Genomic DNA, 17258 nt, shown 5'->3' on the forward strand with positions numbered 1-17258 from the left:
CATGGGTTATGTGGACCTGGTGATCGAAAACAAGAGCCGCCATACCGATGATCTGTTCACCTATCAGACGGACCGGGATCTGGCGCCGGGGACGATCGTGAAAGTCCCCTTCGGAAGAGGGAAGGCTCTGAAAACCGGATACGTCTTCCGGACCGGCGTAACGCCGGCCCCGGAACTGGCAGGAAAGATCCGGTCCGTGGCGGAAGTGGATCCGGACCTGTCCATGACAGAAGAAATGGTGGAAACCGCCGCATGGATGCGGCAGCGCTACGGCATCACATATGTGGATGCCGTACACTGTTTTCTTCCCCCGAAACGGGGCTCCGCCCGGGGAAAGAAGAAGGAGCCTTACAAGGATGCGGTGGGGGAAGTGCAGGAAATTCACCGGCTGACGGAAGAACAGCAGCAGGCGGTCCGCCGGATCGGGGATGCGGTCAGAAAGCGGGAACGAAAGATTTTTCTGCTGAAGGGCGTCACCGGCAGCGGGAAGACGGAAGTCTACATGCAGGCGATCCGGAGAACTCTGGAGGAAGGCCGGTCCGTCATCATTCTGGTGCCGGAAATCGCACTGACGGATCAGATCATCCGGAGACTGATCGGCCGGTTCGGAAAACAGGAAATCGCCGTACTCCACAGCCGGCTCACTCTCAGGGAACGGTATGACGAATGGAACCGGCTTCGGAGCGGGGAGGCCCGCATTGCCATCGGTGCCCGGATCGGGGTCTTCGCCCCGCTCCCTCACATCGGCCTCATCATCATGGATGAGGAACACGAAAGCACCTATAAGTCCGATCAGACCCCGAAGTATGAAACCGTGGATGTGGCGGCGAAACGGCTCATGGCGGAGAACGGTGTGATGATCCTGGGCAGCGCCACACCTTCGGTGGTGTCTTACCAGAGGGCGAAAGAGGGCATCTACGAATTGATTGAGATGAACCGCCGGTATAACGCCACACCGCTTCCGGAGGTGGAACTGGTGGACATGCGGGAGGAACTCCGGGCGGGAAACAACGGCATTTTCAGCAGCCGTCTGTATCAGGAGATGCAGCGGAGTCTGAGCGCCGGGAAACAGATCATTTTGTTTCTGAACCGCCGGGGTTACGCCACGTTCATCTCCTGCCGCTCCTGCGGCGAGGCCATGAAATGCCCGGAGTGCGGCATCTCCCTGGTATATCACAAACGGAAGAATGCGCTGATCTGTCACTACTGCGGAAAGAAGTTTCCGGTGCCCCGGGTCTGTCCGGCCTGCGGCAGCCGGGAAATCCGGTTCGCCGGAAGGGGGACGGAACAGATCGAGGAACTGGTGAAACAGGCGTTCCCGGATCATCTGTCGGCCCGTCTGGACCTGGACACAGCGAAGAATACCCGGGAAATCCGGAAACTCATGACTTCCTTCGCGAAGGGCAGGACAGAGATTCTCATCGGCACCCAGCTGGTGGCCAAGGGACTGGACTTTCGGAACGTGGGACTGGTGGGGGTACTGGCGGCGGATGTCAGCCTGAATATCCCGGATTACCGGTCTGCAGAACGGACCTTTCAGCTGGTCACCCAGGTGGCCGGACGGGCCGGAAGAGGGGAAGAGCAGGGCAGGGTCATTGTCCAGTCCTACACGCCGGACAACTTCGCACTGCGTGCGGCGGCCCGGCATGATTATGAGGCGTTTTTCCGGGAAGAAATACTGATACGAAAACTGATGCAGTACCCGCCGTTTACAGACCTGATCCAGGTGCTGTTTACGTCGGAGGAGGAAAGTCTGGCGGTGGACACGGCAGGGCGGTGTGCCGCCTGGCTGGAGAAGGCGAAACTGCCGAATGCCCGACGGATTCTTGGCCCGAAGCCGGACCCGAATTTCAAGGGGCAGAACAGCTACCGCCACGATATCCTCATCAAATGTCCACGGGGAAATCGCAATCAGTATATATATTATTTACGATACTTCAGACAGAAACTGGTGGAGGCCGGAACGGCCTGTCAGATCACCATCGATGTCAATCCCTACAGCATGGTCTGAGGGAAACCCGGGGATGATCTGTCCGTTTCTGAAGAAAGGAGACTGCTATGGCTTTGAGAAATATTGTGACAGAGGGAGATCCGATTCTGCGGAAGGAATGCCGTGAAGTGAAGAACGTCACGGACCACATCCGGGAAGTGCTGGATGATATGGTGGATACCATGCGGGACGCAGAAGGTGTGGGCCTGGCGGGACCCCAGGTCGGCATGCTGCGCCGCATGTTTGTGGCGGAACCGGAACCGGACCGGGTCTACTATATGATTAATCCGGTGATTACCTCGAAGGAAGGTTCCCAGGTGGGCCCGGAGGGCTGTCTGAGCGTGCCGGGATATTACGGCGACGTGGAGCGTCCGGAGCGGATCACCATGGAGGCCCTGGACCGGGACGGTGTGAAGCAGACCTATCAGTTTGAAGGATGGGATGCAAAGGTGATGTGCCATGAATACGATCACCTGGACGGCATCATGTATACGGACAAGGCACAGACGATGTACAAGGCCGGAGAGGAGTCCGAAGAAACAGAAGAAGCAGAGGAGGAATAGAGTATGCGGCTGATTTTCATGGGAACGCCGGACTTCGCAGTGCCGGTGCTCCAGGCTCTCATTGACGCCGGTCATGAGATCGGCTTCGCAGTGACCCAGCCGGACCGCCGGAGAAACCGGGGGCGGGTCACATTCTCGCCGGTGAAGGAGCTGGCGGTTTCCCGGGGAATTCCGGTTCTTCAGCCGGAGCGTCTTTCCAAGGATGAGGCTGCGAAGCAGAGCCTCAGGGATTATGCCCCGGATGCCGTCATCGTGGTGGCCTACGGCCAGATTCTGAAGCAGGATGTTCTGGATATCCCGAAACTGGGCTGTTTCAACGTCCACGGATCCATCCTGCCGAAGCTCCGGGGGGCATCGCCGATTCAGCATGCAATCCTGGAGGGTTTTAGCACCACCGGTGTCACCATCATGAAGATGGGACCGGGACTGGATGACGGAGATATGATTGCGACGGCGGAAACCGAGATCGGCGGAATGGACTGTGAGCAGCTTTCGGAGAAACTGTCCCATATGGGGGCGGAACTTCTGGTCCGGACGCTGCCATCCATCGCAGAGGGCACTGCCGTATACACGAAACAGAACGAAGCCGAAGCGACCACCTGCGGTAAGATCACGAAGAAAGACGGATTCGTGGACTTCACAGACTGTGCCAGGGATATCGGCTGCCGGATCCGGGCTTTCGACCCGTGGCCGGGCTGCTGGCTGGAGCATGACGGAAAGCGGATCAAGATCTGGAAAGCAGAATGCATGCCGGGCACGGAAGTTTCGGTGAAACAGGCGCCGGGTACGGTTATGGACGCATCGGTCTCCGGTATCGATGTGGCCTGCGGAGAGGGAATCCTTCGGATCACGGAGCTGCAGGCACCGGGGAAGAAGCGCATGGCGGCTGCGGATTATCTGCGGGGGCACCGGGTGCCGGCCGGAACGATGCTGCGGCCTGAGCCGCCGGAAGAAATGCCGGAGGACCGGAAGAAACAGAACGAGTGAGAGTGAATCATCAAATAATGCGTTATAAGAAAGGGAACGGAATGGAAAACGGACAGAATCCAATGAGCCGGGAAGAAATGATGAAGCTGATGAAGATGCTGGAGTCCCACGGCCGGATGCAGCCCGACCGGCTGAATGCCAGACTCGGACTGACCTGTGTGGACTTCGATCCGGAGAAACTGGATGTCACCTATCTCTTCCGGCCGGCGGAACTGTTTCTGAATCCCTACGGAGAAGTGCACGGGGGCGCGGCGGCATCCGTTTTCGATACTGCCTGCGGCATGGGGGCCGTGGCGCTGACCCGGACCTTTCCGACCACGGTGAATCTGAATGTGACCTATCATCGTCCGATGAGGGGGGAGGCGTTTTCGGTGGAAGTGCATTACGAGCATGTGGGAAACCGCCTTGTGAATGCCACAGCCCGCATCATCAACCCGGAGAGCGGGAAGGTCTGTTCCACCTGCGCAGCAACCTATTACAGAACAGGAATCACGCCGAAAGAATTCGAAGCGGAGCCGTTCTCAGGTTCAGCGGCAGCGGGCACAACGGAAGGGCGTGAAAGCGACAGGAGGTAGCTATGCTATATTGGGGTTACGATTATACAATGATCATTCTTCTGCCAGCCATTTTACTGACCGTATGGGCACAGGCGAAGGTGAAGAGTACATTCCGGCGTTATTCGGAAATCCGAAACAGTACCGGCCTGACCGGCGCCATGGCGGCACGCCGGGTCCTGGATGCCAGCGGGCTCAACGATGTGACCATCCATCGGGTGGCCGGTTCCCTGACCGATTACTACGATCCCCGGACCCGGTCCCTGCATCTGTCCGATGACGTTTACGGGGCGGATTCCATCGCCGCCGTGGGGGTGGCCTGCCATGAAGCCGGTCACGCCGTACAGCATGCGAGACATTATGTGCCGCTGATCGTGCGGAACGGTATCGTACCGGTGGTCAATTTCGCCTCCAGCATTTCCTGGATCCTGATTATGATCGGACTGGGGATGATTTTTGCCACAAACCAAAGTGCCATGGGAGACATGCTCTTCAACCTGGGCGTGATCTGTTTCGCCGTGGTGGTGCTGTTTCATCTGATCACTCTTCCGGTGGAACTGAATGCCAGCCGGCGGGCGGTGAACCTGATCGGAGAATACGGTCTGGTGGCGCCTTCTGATCTGGCGGGATGCCGGAAAGTGCTGAAAGCGGCGGCCATGACCTATGTGGCAGCACTGGCGGTGGCGGTGGCCAATCTCCTGCGGATTCTGCTGATCCGGGGAAACCGTGATTAACCGGGAAGTAAGGACAAAAAATACCATGGACATCAATCGAAAAACGGCCTATCTGACACTGCTGAAGATCGAGACAGAGGAGGCCTATTCCAATATCGAGTTGAATCACCAGATTCGGAAGAACCGGCCGGATCAGCCGGCCTTCGTCCGGGAACTGACCTACGGCACACTGCGCTGGAAGTATACCCTGGATCATTATCTGAACCAGCTTGTTTCCAAGGGATTCCGGAAATTGAAACCGGATGTGCTGACGATTCTGCGGATGGGGGCATATCAGATCGCTTATATGGACAGCGTGCCGGACTATGCAGCGCTGGATGAATCGGTGCGGCTGGCGAAGAAGTACTGCCGGGGCCGGGACCGGTTCGTGAACGGCGTTCTGCGGAATTTCCTTCGCCGGCGGAATGAACTGCCGGGGCCGGAAACTCTTCCGGATCCGGTGGAAAGGCTGTCCGCCATGTACTCCTTCGATCCGTGGATCACTGCTCTGTGGACAGAACAGATGGGAATCGAGAAGGCGGCCTCTGTTATGGCAGCGTCCTGCCGGACACCGGATCTGACGATCTGCGTCAATCGCACGAAAATGAGTTCTGCTGCACTCCGACGGCAGCTGGAGGAGGCTGGCTGTGAGACCGTGAAAGGGGAGGTCAGCCCGCGGATTCTGCACGTGAAGGGCAGCGATATTCTGGACGGGGAGCTGTTCCGGGAAGGGTGTTTCTTCGTTCAGGATGAAGCATCGGCATCGGCGGTGGAGGCTCTGGCCCCACGGCCGGGAGAATTGATCCTGGATGTGTGCGCGGCGCCGGGGGGAAAATCCATGACGGCGGCGGAACTGATGCATAATGCCGGGACGGTCCGGGCCTTTGATCTGTATGAACACCGGGCCGGGCTGATTGGTCAGGAAGCGGAGCGATTGGGGTTCTCTATTGTTCAGACAGGGGTCCACGACGCCACCCGTGTGATGGAAGAATACCGGGGAAAGGCCGACCGGGTAATCTGTGACGTTCCCTGCAGCGGCCTGGGCGTCCTTCGAAAAAAGCCGGAGATCAAATATAGAAAAATTCCGGATGAGGGAGCGTCCCTGACGAAAGTGCAGTATAATATACTCCAGGCGGCTGCTGTCTGTGTGAAGCCCGGGGGCTTTCTCATGTACAGCACATGCACGATTCATCACCGGGAGAATGAAGACATTTCCCGAAGATTTCTGAAGGAACACCCCGCATTTTTGCGGGTTACGGAGAGACAGCTTCTTCCGGACGAGCACGATACAGACGGATTCTATTACTGTGTCATGAAACGGGAAGAAGACGGGATCGAACCGGAGTAGACAGTGAGGAGACAGGCAATGCACTACGCAGCCAGAACAGAACGGGGCAGAAGGGAAAACAACGAGGATGCCTACCTCATATTGGATCAGCAGAAGCTGTTTGCCGTGGCGGACGGGGTCGGCGGGAACCGGTCCGGAGAAATTGCCAGCAGTACGGCGGTGAAGGAGATCCGGAAATATGTGGAGGAACATCCTCTGGATGACAGAAGCGGTGCCGATACGGAAGAGTATTTCGACGAGATGATCCGGACGGTGAATGACGTTGTGATCCGGAAGGCAGAGAGCAGCGACCGCTGCCGGGGTATGGCCACCACCCTGGTCATCGCCCGGCTCACCGGCAATACTTTGCATATTGCCAATGTGGGGGACAGCCGGGCTTACCTGTATCACGACGGAAGTCTGGAGCAGATTACAGTGGATCACACTTACGTGAATACACTGGTCATGGCCGGCATCATCACGGAAGAAGAAGCGAAAGTTCACGAAAACAAGAACATGATCACCCGGGCCGTGGGTGCAGACCACAATGTGGAGGTGGATTATTTCCGGGAAACCGTTGTGCCGGGGGATGTCCTCCTGCTCTGTACGGATGGACTATATGACACACTCCGGAGGGAACAGATCGCCGCTGAGGTAACCTGTGGCAGAACACTGGAAGAAACCTGCCGGGAACTTACGAAACTGGCCTCTCTGAAAGGGTCCAATGACAACATCACACTGATCTGTGCGGAAATTGCGGAGGACGATATCCATGAGTAAATTATTAGTTGGAAGATATGAACTGATCGGGCGAATCGGAGAAGGCGGCATGGCCGTGGTGTACAAGGCCAAGGACCGTCTGCTGAACCGGTTTGTGGCGGTGAAAATTCTGCGTCCGGAATTCACGAAGGACGCTCAGTTTGTGGACAGTTTCCGGAAAGAATCCCAGGCGGCGGCAGGGCTGCAGCATCCGAACATTGTCAGTGTCTATGACGTTGGACATGAAGGGAATATCTACTTCATTGTCATGGAGCTGATTGACGGCATGCCCCTCAGCGAATATATCGCCCAGAAGGCGCCGATGGACTACCGGGAAGTGGTGCGGATCACGAAACAGGTGGCCCAGGCCCTGAGTATTGCACACAAGAACAATATCATTCACAGAGATATCAAACCCCACAATATCATGATGACGAAGAGCGGCATTGCGAAGCTGGGGGATTTCGGTATCGCCAAGGCCATCAGTGACTCCACTCTGACCGAGACTTCGAAAATCATCGGATCTGTGCACTATTTTTCCCCGGAGCAGGCGAGAGGTTCCTATGTGGACGAGCGTTCGGATATCTATTCGCTGGGCATCATCATGTACGAAATGCTCACCGGCCGGGTTCCGTTCGATGGGGATAACCCGGTTCAGGTGGCACTGATGCACATCAACAACGATGTGCCGCGGCCGTCCCTGCTGGTGAAGGGAATTCCGCCTTCGCTGGAGAAGATCGTCATGCGGGCCACCGATAAGTTCCAGTCCAACCGATATAAGAGTGCAGATGAAATGCTGCAGGATCTGAACAGTGTTGAATTTGTCTCCAGCATGGTGGGGGACGGAATTTATGATAACAACGGCTACATGGAATCTTCGAATGCTTCATCCGGGGCTGTGAACCGGGAAAGAAACGCCCGGCGCCCGGCGTACGACGATTACGATGAAGACCCGTACGAGAAACCGAAGAAGAAAAAGAAGCGCCGGGGCGGCATCGGCCGATACAAAAAACCGATTCTGATTGCACTGGCAGCAGCTGCACTGATCGGCATCGGGGCCTTCGGGCTCACGAAGGCGGGGCTGTTCAGTTCCACGGTGAAGGTGCCGGATGTCACCGGCAGAAAGTACGAGACGGCGGTGAAGGTACTGGAGGCCCGGGGGCTGGAAGTGCGCCGGGGCAACACGGTTTCCAGTTCGAAGATTGCGAAGGGTTCTGTGGTTGACCAGGATCCGGACGGCGGCACAGAAGTGAAGAAGGGTACGGTTGTGACCCTGGATGTCAGCGGCGGGAAGAAAAAGGCGAAGCTCATCACCGTCCCGAACCTGGTGGGACAGTATTATTCTTCCGGACTGGCTCAGAATCTGGAAAGCCAGGGATTCAATGTGAACATCACCTATGACAAGAGTGATGACTACAAGGAAAATCAGATCATGTCCCAGGATCCGGCCGAGGGTTCCCAGGTGGAGAAGGGTTCCACAATCAATCTGACGGTCTGCTCCGGAGCAAAAACGGAGAAGGTCTCGGTGCCGAGTCTCACCGGACTGACCTATTCCCAGGCGAAGGAGAAACTCACTTCCGCCGGCCTTACCACCGGCAGTGTGCATTATGATGAGAGTAATGTATACGAAGAAGGTTATGTCATGTGGCAGCAGTACAGCGCTGGCACCGAGCTGGAGAAGGGGACGTCTGTCGCCATCAAGATCAGCAAGGGATCCGGTGACAGTGATAATACCGGAGATAAGGGCGGCGGCGGACCGGATGATCCCCAGAATCCGTCCAATCAGGGCGACAGCGGTGACGATGAGGACTGATCCGTCTGAGAACAGGAGGGTCAGCAGATGAGGATGATGACAATATGCGGGGACTGATAACGAAGGGAATCGGCGGCTTCTACTATGTCCGGACAGACCGGGGGGTGATCCGGACCCGGGGAAGAGGAATTTTCCGCAGGGACGGAATCTCCCCCATGGTAGGAGACGAAGTGGAAATAGAAGTTCTGGAGGACGGAGACGGTGTGGTCAATGCTATTCTGCCCCGAAAGAATGCGTTCAGCCGGCCGCCGATCGTCAATGTGGACGTCATTGTCATTGTCTTTGCCGCCAGACACCCGAAACCGAACTTCGATATCATCGACAAGTTCCTGATCATGGCCGAAAAGCAGGGCACAGAGAAAATACTGTGTATGAACAAGTGTGATCTGGTGAAAGATCATTTCGTGGAGGAAGTCCGTGCCCGTTACGCCGGCTGCTGTCCGTTCGTGGCAGTTAGTGCAGACCGGAAAATGGGCGGCGACCATCTGACAGAGCTTATCGCCGGAAAGAAAGTGGCGTTTGCCGGACCTTCCGGCGTGGGAAAATCCACGATAACGAATTTGCTGGCACCGGATGCGGGAATGGAAACCGGCAGTGTCAGCCGGAAGACCAGGCGGGGGCGGAACACCACCCGTCATGTGGAAATTTTCGAACTGCCGGACCACCAGACACTGATTTTCGACACGCCGGGATTCACTTCCTTCGATTTGAAAGATGTGGAGCCGGAGGACCTGGCAGACTACTATCCGGAGATCCGGAAGGAAGCCGGAAACTGCCGCTTCGACGACTGCCACCATATCGGGGAACCGGACTGCAGCGTGAAGGAAGCGGTTCGAAACGGGACCATATGCCGGGATCGGTACGACTCCTATGTCCGAATATACCGTGAACTGGAGAACAACCGCAGGTGGTAAGCAATAAGTGGCAAGTACAGAATTTCCGGCCGGTGAACGTCCGGCACCGAAAGATTCATCACAGAAAAGCAGGAGGTAAACACAATGATTCAGCTGGCACCATCCATCCTTTCAGCGGATTTCGCAAGACTGGGAGAGCAGGTGGAAGATGTAACAAAAGCAGGCGCCGATCTCATCCATGTGGATGTCATGGACGGCCACTTCGTACCGAATATCAGTTTCGGCGCTTCCGTCATGAAGTCCCTGGACAGCCTGGAAACGGCCCCCTACGACGTACATTTGATGATTGAAAACCCGGACAGTTATCTGGGCGATTTCGTCACAGAGAAAACCGAATATATCACCGTTCATCAGGAAGCCTGTAAGCACCTGCACCGCACGATTCAGCACATCAGGTCCTACGGCGTCGGGGCAGGGGTTTCCCTGAATCCGGCGACCCCGGTCAGCTCACTGGAGAACATTCTGGAGGACGTGGATCTGGTTTTGATCATGTCTGTGAACCCGGGATTCGGAGGCCAGAGCCTTATCCATTCCACCCTGCGGAAGATCCGTAAACTGGCGGATATCCGGGAGAAAAACAATCTGAAATTCCGCATTGAGATCGATGGGGGCGTCAATCTGAAGACCATTCCGGATGTGGCAGAGACCGGTGTAGACATTATCGTGGCCGGTTCCGCCGTATTTGGTGCCGAGGACCTGGAGAAACGGGTTGCGGAACTGAAAGAATACTGCCGCTAAGTTCGGATTGCCGTTAGGTCCGGATGAGACGAATCAAAAAAACAGCCGCACGAAGCATTCATTTTGCTTCGTGCGGCTTCTTGCTTTTCTCATCGTCCGGTTACTGCCGGCCGTTATTTCCGCCGGCACTTCCGGTACCGCCTGTGGTTCCCCCGGTAGTACCGCCGGTACCGCCTGTGGTTCCTCCCGTTGTACCGCCGGTGGTTCCCCCGGTGGTGCCGCCGGTGTTTCCTCCTGTCGTACCGCCTGTGGTTCCCCCAGTGGTACCGCCGGTACCGCCTGTGGTTCCTCCCGTGGTTCCATTCTGCGTGTTGTTATTCTGTGTGTTTCCGTTTGGTGTCGTCGTATTCTCCTGTCCGTTCTGGGTGGAGTAAGATCCGTTGGTCGATCCGGCGTATCCTGTGGATCCGCCGTAGGTGCCAGTCTCATAGTACTCCGATCCGTGGATTTCCACATCGGAAGGCATGGACTTGAATGTGCCTTTCTTCGCCTCCGGGATCTGACTCATAATCCGCCCCCAGAGTCTGGCAGAGTAGGAACTCATGCCGGACAGGGTGATATTCACGTCATTGCCCATCCAGAGGGCACCGGTGTAGTTCGGTGTAAAACCGTCGAACCAGAGGTCGAATTCGTCACTGGTGGTACCGGTCTTACCGGCAACGGTAACGCCCGGAACTGCTGCCGCCGTACCGGTACCGCCGCTGACAACGCCTTTCAGCAGATCTGTCATGATCCAGGCGACGCCCTGCTTCAGAACCCTGGTCCGGCTGCGGTCAGCCTTCAGAATGGTCTTTCCGTCACTGTCCCGGATGCTCGTGTAGCAGATCGGCTTCTTCGTCTTCGTCCCGTTATTCGGGAATGTGGTGTAGGCATTGGCCATTTCCAGTGTCGAGACACCCTTCGTCATACCGCCCAGAGCCAGAGCCGCTGCATTCAGATCGCTGACGTTTCCTTTCGTATCCAGTGTGGTGATCCCGTATTTCTTCACCATGTTGGCGGAATAGGTTGCACCTACCTGCATGAAAATCTTGTATGCGCAGGTATTGATGGATCCCCGGAGGGCAGTCCGGAGCGTCTGGTATCCGGAGTAACCGCCGCCGGAGTTCTGCGGCCAGGTTGTTCCGTTGTTGGTGGTGCGCTCATCATACACCGTGGAGCCGGCGGTGATGTAGTTGCCCCAGCCGCTGGTTCCCTGCTGATCAATGCCGTAATTCGTGAAGGTGTGGGCTACGCCTTTCTCCGCTTCTTCTGCACTCTGTTCCAGGGCTGCGGAGTAGACCGCCAGCGGCTTGATGGACGATCCCGGCTGCCTGGTGCTGGTGGCACGGTTGTACAGCATGCGTCCCTGTCCGTCCCGGCCGCCTACCATCGCCTTCACTTCACCGGTGGAATTCTCGATGATGGTCATGGCTGCCTGCGGCTGGATGTTCCGCTGATTCAGGGTGTACCCCTTCTTCGTGATGGTGATTGTCCCCGTCGGGGATACTTTCAGAATTCCTTTTCCGTCTTTTGTCCGGTATTTCCGGGAAACAATGATGTTTCCGCTGGCGTCGCTGGACTTGTACTTCTGCGGAATATTGAGATTTCCTCCGTTGATGGAGTACAGCTGCCCGTTCCGGAAGACGTACATCGTCGGGAATTCGATACTGAAGTCGATGGAATTGTTCGCCTGGGTACGATAGATCTTCAGACGTTTATTCGCCTTGATCAGAATCGATCCGTTCTTCTGCACCTTGGCTTCATCGGTCTTGAAGGTGAAATCACCGTTCGTGCCGAAGAAGTCATTATAGTCGTACATGACAATGGTTCCCTTGTTACTGAGAATGTTGCCCTGTCCGTCATACCGGATGTTCGTCGGTACCGGGAAGTTGGCGCTGTTCTTGAATTCCCGCTCCACTGTGCGCTGCGCCTGCTGGTTCAGCGTCGTATGAATCTTCATGCCGCCGGTATAGATCTTCTGCAGCGCTTCCGCATGGGAGATGTTGTATTTCTTCTCCAGGTCAGAGGTTACCTGATCCACAACATAGTCAGTGAAGTAAGAGTACTTCACGTTCGTATTGCTGTAGTCCGGATTCAGCTCACTGCGCAGGGAAGTGGATACTGCCTTCTTGTATTCCTTCTCTGTGATGTAGCCCTGTTCCTGCATGAGCTTCAGACACAGGTTACGGCGCGGCACGCATGCTTCGTTGTACACATAGGTGTAGTCCGAAGTCCGTTTCAGGATATTCTTCGCCTTGGTGGAAACGGCGTCGCTCTTCACCATCTGCACCGGCGCATAGGTGGTCGGCGCCTGAGGCAGAGAGGCGAGGGTGGCCATCTGAGCCAGGCTCAGCTTCTGCACGGACTTACCGAAATAGGCTTCCGATGCGGCCTGGACACCGTTGGTATTGAAGCCCAGGGCGATGGTGTTCATGTACGCCTCTGCAATCTGCTGCTTCGTCAGATTGCGTTCCAGCTTCACTGTGTACCACGCCTCGATGATCTTCCGCTTCATACTGTGGGTGTACATGGATTCAGACAGGAATACGTTTCGGGCCAGCTGCTGGGTCAGGGTACTGGTGCCGCTGACACTGCCTCCGCCGAGAACCGATTCCTTGATCGCACCGAGAATCCGAATATAGTTGAATCCGTGATGCTTCCAGAATGTCTTGTCTTCCAGCGCCACGTAGGCGTTCACCAGATTCTTTGGAAGCTTGTCGTACTTCACGTTGGTCCGTTTGGAACCGGTGTAGAGCTGTTCGACCTTCTTTCCGTTCATATCATATATGGTGGAACTCTGGTTCAGAATCGAATAGATCTTCCCGGTGTCAATCTTCGGCGCATTGGCGATGGTAATCGCAGCATACACGAAGACGCCCAGGAACAGGATCAGGAAGATCAGCAGGATCGTCAGAAGAACCCGCTTCCAGCCTTTCATCTTCCTTTTCGGTTTTCTGCCGCCGCTGTGGCCGCCTCCGTGACCGCCGCCCTTCATACTGTGCCGGCCGCCGGTCTCGTACTGGGGCTCTTCATCGAAAATAGGATGATTCTGATCTTCTCCCCGGTTCTGGTCTGCCGGCATGTTCCCGGCAGCTTCTTCCCGGATGCGGGAAGAAAATTCCTCGTCCGTTACCTTATATTTACTGCTTCTCATTTCATTCTCCTGTTTCTGCGTTGTGAACAGAATTTCGGTTGGAAATTCAGTCTATAAGTATTAGTATTATAACATACCTGTCAGGGGAAGTTAAGAATTTAATAGCGGACAGAATACAGGGCAGTTCTGTTCCGAAAGGAGATCGATATATGGGAGCGATGAAAGCCGTTCTTCCGGTGTTTTTTTTTGCTGGCACTGGGGTTCACCGCCCGGGTGTGCAGGTGGATCACGCCGCAGCAGAATGAAGGTGCCAAGACCATTGTGTTTCAAGTATATCGATCCATTTTGCGGACGTATAACCGGATAACCTTTGCCCCCTGCCGGCAGAAGAAGAGAAAGAGAGGAAACATTTGACAATGAACACAAGCCCGTGGCCGGGTCCTGCCGGTCTGATCCCGGTGACCAGCGGAAAAGCGGACGACGCCAACCTTCATAACCGAAGCTATCTGGACCGCATTCATCTGGAAATGCGGGTCATCGATTCCGTGGAGCCGGACCTCAGAACAACGATTTTCGGAGAAACCTTCGACGCGCCGATCATGACCCCGGCTTTCTCCCATTTGAACAAGGTCGGGGAAGACGGAAAACGTCCCATGGTCCAGTACGCCGACGCCGCCCGCACCATGAACTGCCTGAACTGGGTTGGGATGGAACCGGATGAGGATTTTCGGGAGATTCTGGATTCCGGTGCCTGGACCGTGCGGATCATCAAGCCGTTTCAGGATCACCGGATCATCTTCGACCAGATCCGGTTCGCCGAAGAAAACGGCGCTTTCGCCGTCGGGATCGATATCGACCACATCGCCGGCACTGACGGGCGGTATGACGTGGTGGACGGGATTCCCATGGGTCCGGTGAAGCAGGAAGATCTTCGTCAGTATGCGGCGTCCACCACACTCCCGTTTATTGCCAAAGGCGTGCTGTCTCTGACCGACGCCCGGAAGGCCCGGGATGCCGAATGCCGGGGCATCGTGGTTTCCCACCATCACGGCCGTATTCCGTTCGGCATCGCGCCCGCCCGGGTGCTTCCTGCCATACGCAGTGAGCTGAAGGACAGCGGCATGACTATCTTCGCAGACTGCGGTGTGGATGACGGGTATGATGCTTACAAACTGCTTGCTCTGGGCGCCGATGCCGTCTCCGTGGGAAGAGGGATTCTGCGTCCTCTGCTGAAGGAGGGCACCGCCGGCGTTGTGCAGAAAATGACCCGCATGAATGAGCAGCTGGCGGAGCTGATGATGTATACCGGCGTGAGGGATACCCGGTCTTTCGATCCGGACGTTCTCTATTTTGATTAATGTGGAAGAAAATATAATAAGTCTGGAGTAAATAGAAATATATGGAAGAAATCATCCTGCCGTGGTATAATCAGTCTGTCTGATGATCGGGGCCGGGAAAGGTCTCCATGAGAAGAAAACTCACAATTCTGGTGCTGTCTATGGAAGCCGGCGTCGTTCTGATGTATATGAACGGACGCCTGGCTTCTTTTTGTCTTCTCCTGCTCGCCGCAGGATGTATGGCCGGCTCGGGCCGTTTCCGCCGGGATTTCCGGATTCCCCAGGGGATGATGATGGGTGTGTGCCTCGCATTTCTTGCCGGGGCGCTGCTGCTGTACGGACAAAGAAATTCTTTTCTGACCGGTCGCACTCTGGACAGCCCCTCCGGCAGGATGTACACGGGGACGGTGCTGGGTACAGAGGCCGGGCGAAACGGATCCTTTCGCCTTCTGGTTCGGATTGAACAGTGGGACCTGGGAACCATGGACCGGCCGGATGGGGTGCACCCGGTTCACCGGACCGGTCTGTATCCGGCGGACCGGGCAGTACTGACCTGCCGGGACCCGGGAAGCCGGGAGTGGACCGGCAGGCGCATCCGGTTCTGGACTGTGCTGGAAGAGCCGGAGACGTCCGGAAATCCCCGCTGCTTCGATTACAGGAATTATCTGAGAACCCGGGGTATCAGCCACACGGGGCGGGTCCGGTCGTTCAGACAGGTGAAGAATCAGCAGCAGAGGATTCTTCCGGGAATATGGTTCCGGGCGGAACGTCATATCCTGGTGTTCAGGGAGCGGTTCCTTCTTTCTCTGAAGTGCCCGGAGGAAGTCCGGCAGCTGATCCGGGGGGCCTTGTTCGGAGACACGAAGGGAATGGACGAGGACCTGATGCAGGACTTCCGGAATAACGGAACAGCCCATGTGCTGGCGGTCAGCGGCCTGCATATCGGCATTTTGTATGATGTATACCGACGTCTTTGGAAGAGGGGGCGGAAGAGGGGACTGACCGCCGTTTTCATAATGATTCTGCTGCTGTACGGAACCCTGACACTCTGGGCAGTCTCCGTCACCCGGGCAGTGCTGCTGGTATTTCTGGTGATGCTGGGGGACCGGATGGAGCGGCGGTATGACCTGCTCACAGCCCTTTCCCTGGTTTCCGCCGTTCTGGTGATCCGATGTCCCTGGGTTCTGCTGGGCACTTCCTTTCAGATGTCATTTCTGGCAGTGTTGTCCATCTGTATGTACGCTCCGGTGCTGGAGCGTCGGCTGCCCCGGAGCGTCGGCGCTGCGCTGGCGGTTCAGATCGGAATGATCCCCTATACGGCATACACCTTCAATGTGATTCCGGTTGCCGGGATTCTCTGGAACATTCCGGTGATTTGGCTGCTGGGGATTCTGGTGCCGGCGGGACTTTCGGCTCTGGCCGTGTCGACGGCGGTTACGCTCTTCGGCGGGATACAGACGTCGGTTTCGGCGGGAGTCCTGCTTCGGATTTCATCGCTTCCCCTCATCAGTCTGTCGGACCTGATGATCCGGATGAACCGGATACTTTCGGCCGGGGGACTCTTCACCAGGGAGGTGGTTTCGCCGCCGCTCTGGGTAATTCTGCTGTTTTATCTCGGGTCGTTCTTCGCAGTATCGGAGTCCGGGTTTCTTCTGGTGAGCCGGAAACGCTGGCGGGTGCTGGCCGGGGGAATTGCTGCGCTGCTGCTGTTTACCGGGTGGACGGCCGCCTGGTCCGCATCGCCCTTTGACCATGCCGACCTCATCATGGTGGATGTGGGACAGGGGGACTGCCTGGCGGTCCGGAGCCGGGGCAGATGTGTTCTGTTCGACGGGGGCGGAAAGCAGGGGTATGATGTGGGCAGGAAAGTGCTTCGGCCCTTTCTGCTGAAGAACGGCGAAGCGAAGGTGGATCTGGCCTGTGCCACTCATTTGCATACGGACCACTATCTGGGACTGAAACAGCTGCAGGAGTGTTATCCGGTCCGGAGAATGATGATCCGGGGAAAGGCCGGGGACCGGATCCGGATCAGCGAGGATGCCTGGGCGGAAGTGCTGTGGCCGGAGCGTCAGGAGCCCTCTTCGGAGGACGAGAACCGGAACAGCCTGATCTTCAAGGTTCACGTGAAGGGTGTTACCGTGCTGGTCACCGGCGATGTGGGGTTTCCGGGGGAGGAAGAGATGATGGCGAAATACCGGGGGACGGACCGGCTGCAGTGCGATATTCTGAAGGCGGGACACCATGGAAGCCGGTTCAGCACATCCGATGCATTTCTGGACGCAGTTCGGCCCCGGCTTGTGCTGATCGGCGTGGGGAAGAACAACGGATACGGTCATCCGTCCCCGGAGACGCTGAAACGGCTGGACCGGCATCATATTCCGTACTTCCGGACGGACCGGGACGGGGCCGTGGGAATTAAGACGGGCCCCGCAGGTTCGATCCGGGTTTTCGTTAACCGGAGGAAAGGGGCGTGAGCTGCGTAATTTTTTG

Annotated in this window: 13 protein-coding genes; 12 read left to right on the forward strand and 1 reads right to left on the reverse strand. The window is 56.6% G+C overall.

Features of this window, described 5'->3' with window-relative positions; all coding sequences use genetic code 11:
* Position 1 precedes the first annotated feature (1 nt).
* The 10 genes from priA to rpe all read left to right on the forward strand — a co-directional run bounded on the left by priA (position 2) and on the right by rpe (position 10358).
* A complete protein-coding gene (priA, locus tag BLQ24_RS02605; RefSeq protein ID WP_090162357.1) occupies positions 2-2011 on the forward strand; it encodes a replication restart helicase PriA in 2010 nt (669 codons plus the stop codon).
* A gap of 47 nt (positions 2012-2058) precedes the next feature.
* Positions 2059-2553: a peptide deformylase gene (def, locus tag BLQ24_RS02610; RefSeq protein WP_090162359.1), complete on the forward strand. Its 495-nt coding sequence runs from the start codon at positions 2059-2061 to the stop codon at positions 2551-2553.
* Positions 2554-2556: 3 nt separating this feature from the next.
* A complete protein-coding gene (gene fmt / locus BLQ24_RS02615; protein ID WP_090162361.1) occupies positions 2557-3540 on the forward strand; it encodes a methionyl-tRNA formyltransferase in 984 nt (327 codons plus the stop codon).
* 41 nt (positions 3541-3581) lie between these two features.
* On the forward strand, positions 3582-4115 hold the full coding sequence (locus BLQ24_RS02620) for a PaaI family thioesterase (RefSeq protein ID WP_163427423.1): 534 nt from the start codon (positions 3582-3584) through the stop codon (positions 4113-4115).
* A 2-nt stretch (positions 4116-4117) separates the two neighbouring features.
* Positions 4118-4828, forward strand: coding sequence for a zinc metallopeptidase (locus tag BLQ24_RS02625; RefSeq protein WP_090162365.1), 711 nt, complete (start codon positions 4118-4120; stop codon positions 4826-4828).
* A 25-nt stretch (positions 4829-4853) separates the two neighbouring features.
* Positions 4854-6155 (forward strand): 16S rRNA (cytosine(967)-C(5))-methyltransferase RsmB, encoded by a 1302-nt coding sequence (rsmB, locus tag BLQ24_RS02630; RefSeq protein WP_090162367.1) that lies wholly within the window; start codon positions 4854-4856, stop codon positions 6153-6155.
* A 3-nt stretch (positions 6156-6158) separates the two neighbouring features.
* Entirely contained in the window at positions 6159-6914 is a 756-nt protein-coding gene (locus BLQ24_RS02635; protein ID WP_143004226.1) for a Stp1/IreP family PP2C-type Ser/Thr phosphatase, read from the forward strand.
* Positions 6907-8706 carry a Stk1 family PASTA domain-containing Ser/Thr kinase gene (gene pknB, locus BLQ24_RS02640; RefSeq protein WP_090162371.1) on the forward strand — a complete coding sequence of 600 codons (1800 nt, stop codon included), beginning with the start codon at positions 6907-6909 and terminating at the stop codon, positions 8704-8706. Before BLQ24_RS02635 ends, pknB begins: the two co-directional genes overlap by 8 nt.
* 44 nt (positions 8707-8750) lie before the next feature.
* Entirely contained in the window at positions 8751-9620 is an 870-nt protein-coding gene (rsgA, locus tag BLQ24_RS02645; RefSeq protein WP_090162373.1) for a ribosome small subunit-dependent GTPase A, read from the forward strand.
* An 84-nt stretch (positions 9621-9704) separates the two neighbouring features.
* Positions 9705-10358 carry a ribulose-phosphate 3-epimerase gene (gene rpe, locus BLQ24_RS02650; RefSeq protein WP_090162375.1) on the forward strand — a complete coding sequence of 218 codons (654 nt, stop codon included), beginning with the start codon at positions 9705-9707 and terminating at the stop codon, positions 10356-10358.
* A gap of 100 nt (positions 10359-10458) precedes the next feature.
* On the opposite strand, the gene BLQ24_RS02655 is transcribed toward rpe, so the two are convergent.
* Positions 10459-13491: a transglycosylase domain-containing protein gene (locus BLQ24_RS02655; protein WP_090162377.1), complete on the reverse strand. Its 3033-nt coding sequence runs from the start codon at positions 13489-13491 to the stop codon at positions 10459-10461.
* Between the two features lie 356 nt (positions 13492-13847).
* Between BLQ24_RS02655 and BLQ24_RS02660 the strand changes: the two genes are divergently transcribed.
* The gene (locus tag BLQ24_RS02660) at positions 13848-14789 is read left to right on the forward strand and encodes an alpha-hydroxy-acid oxidizing protein (protein ID WP_090162379.1); all 942 of its coding nucleotides are present in this window, start codon (positions 13848-13850) and stop codon (positions 14787-14789) included.
* 107 nt (positions 14790-14896) lie between these two features.
* A complete protein-coding gene (locus BLQ24_RS02665) occupies positions 14897-17242 on the forward strand; it encodes a DNA internalization-related competence protein ComEC/Rec2 (RefSeq protein WP_090162380.1) in 2346 nt (781 codons plus the stop codon).
* Positions 17243-17258: the final 16 nt, after the last annotated feature.

The sequence above is a fragment of the Eubacterium pyruvativorans genome (assembly GCF_900102225.1).
Classification (GTDB): Bacteria; Bacillota; Clostridia; order Peptostreptococcales; family Anaerovoracaceae; genus Aminicella; species Aminicella pyruvativorans.

Excerpts from the sequence above, each read along its gene's own strand:
- priA (WP_090162357.1), top strand. The coding sequence starts at position 2 with ATGGGTTATGTGGACCTGGTGATCGAAAACAAGAGCCGCCATACCGAT.
- def (WP_090162359.1), top strand. The coding sequence starts at position 2,059 with ATGGCTTTGAGAAATATTGTGACAGAGGGAGATCCGATTCTGCGGAAG.
- fmt (WP_090162361.1), top strand. The coding sequence starts at position 2,557 with ATGCGGCTGATTTTCATGGGAACGCCGGACTTCGCAGTGCCGGTGCTC.
- BLQ24_RS02620 (WP_163427423.1), top strand. The coding sequence starts at position 3,582 with ATGGAAAACGGACAGAATCCAATGAGCCGGGAAGAAATGATGAAGCTG.
- BLQ24_RS02625 (WP_090162365.1), top strand. The coding sequence starts at position 4,118 with ATGCTATATTGGGGTTACGATTATACAATGATCATTCTTCTGCCAGCC.
- rsmB (WP_090162367.1), top strand. The coding sequence starts at position 4,854 with ATGGACATCAATCGAAAAACGGCCTATCTGACACTGCTGAAGATCGAG.
- pknB (WP_090162371.1), top strand. The coding sequence starts at position 6,907 with ATGAGTAAATTATTAGTTGGAAGATATGAACTGATCGGGCGAATCGGA.
- rsgA (WP_090162373.1), top strand. The coding sequence starts at position 8,751 with ATGCGGGGACTGATAACGAAGGGAATCGGCGGCTTCTACTATGTCCGG.
- rpe (WP_090162375.1), top strand. The coding sequence starts at position 9,705 with ATGATTCAGCTGGCACCATCCATCCTTTCAGCGGATTTCGCAAGACTG.
- BLQ24_RS02655 (WP_090162377.1), bottom strand. The coding sequence starts at position 13,491 with ATGAGAAGCAGTAAATATAAGGTAACGGACGAGGAATTTTCTTCCCGC.
- BLQ24_RS02660 (WP_090162379.1), top strand. The coding sequence starts at position 13,848 with ATGAACACAAGCCCGTGGCCGGGTCCTGCCGGTCTGATCCCGGTGACC.
- BLQ24_RS02665 (WP_090162380.1), top strand. The coding sequence starts at position 14,897 with ATGAGAAGAAAACTCACAATTCTGGTGCTGTCTATGGAAGCCGGCGTC.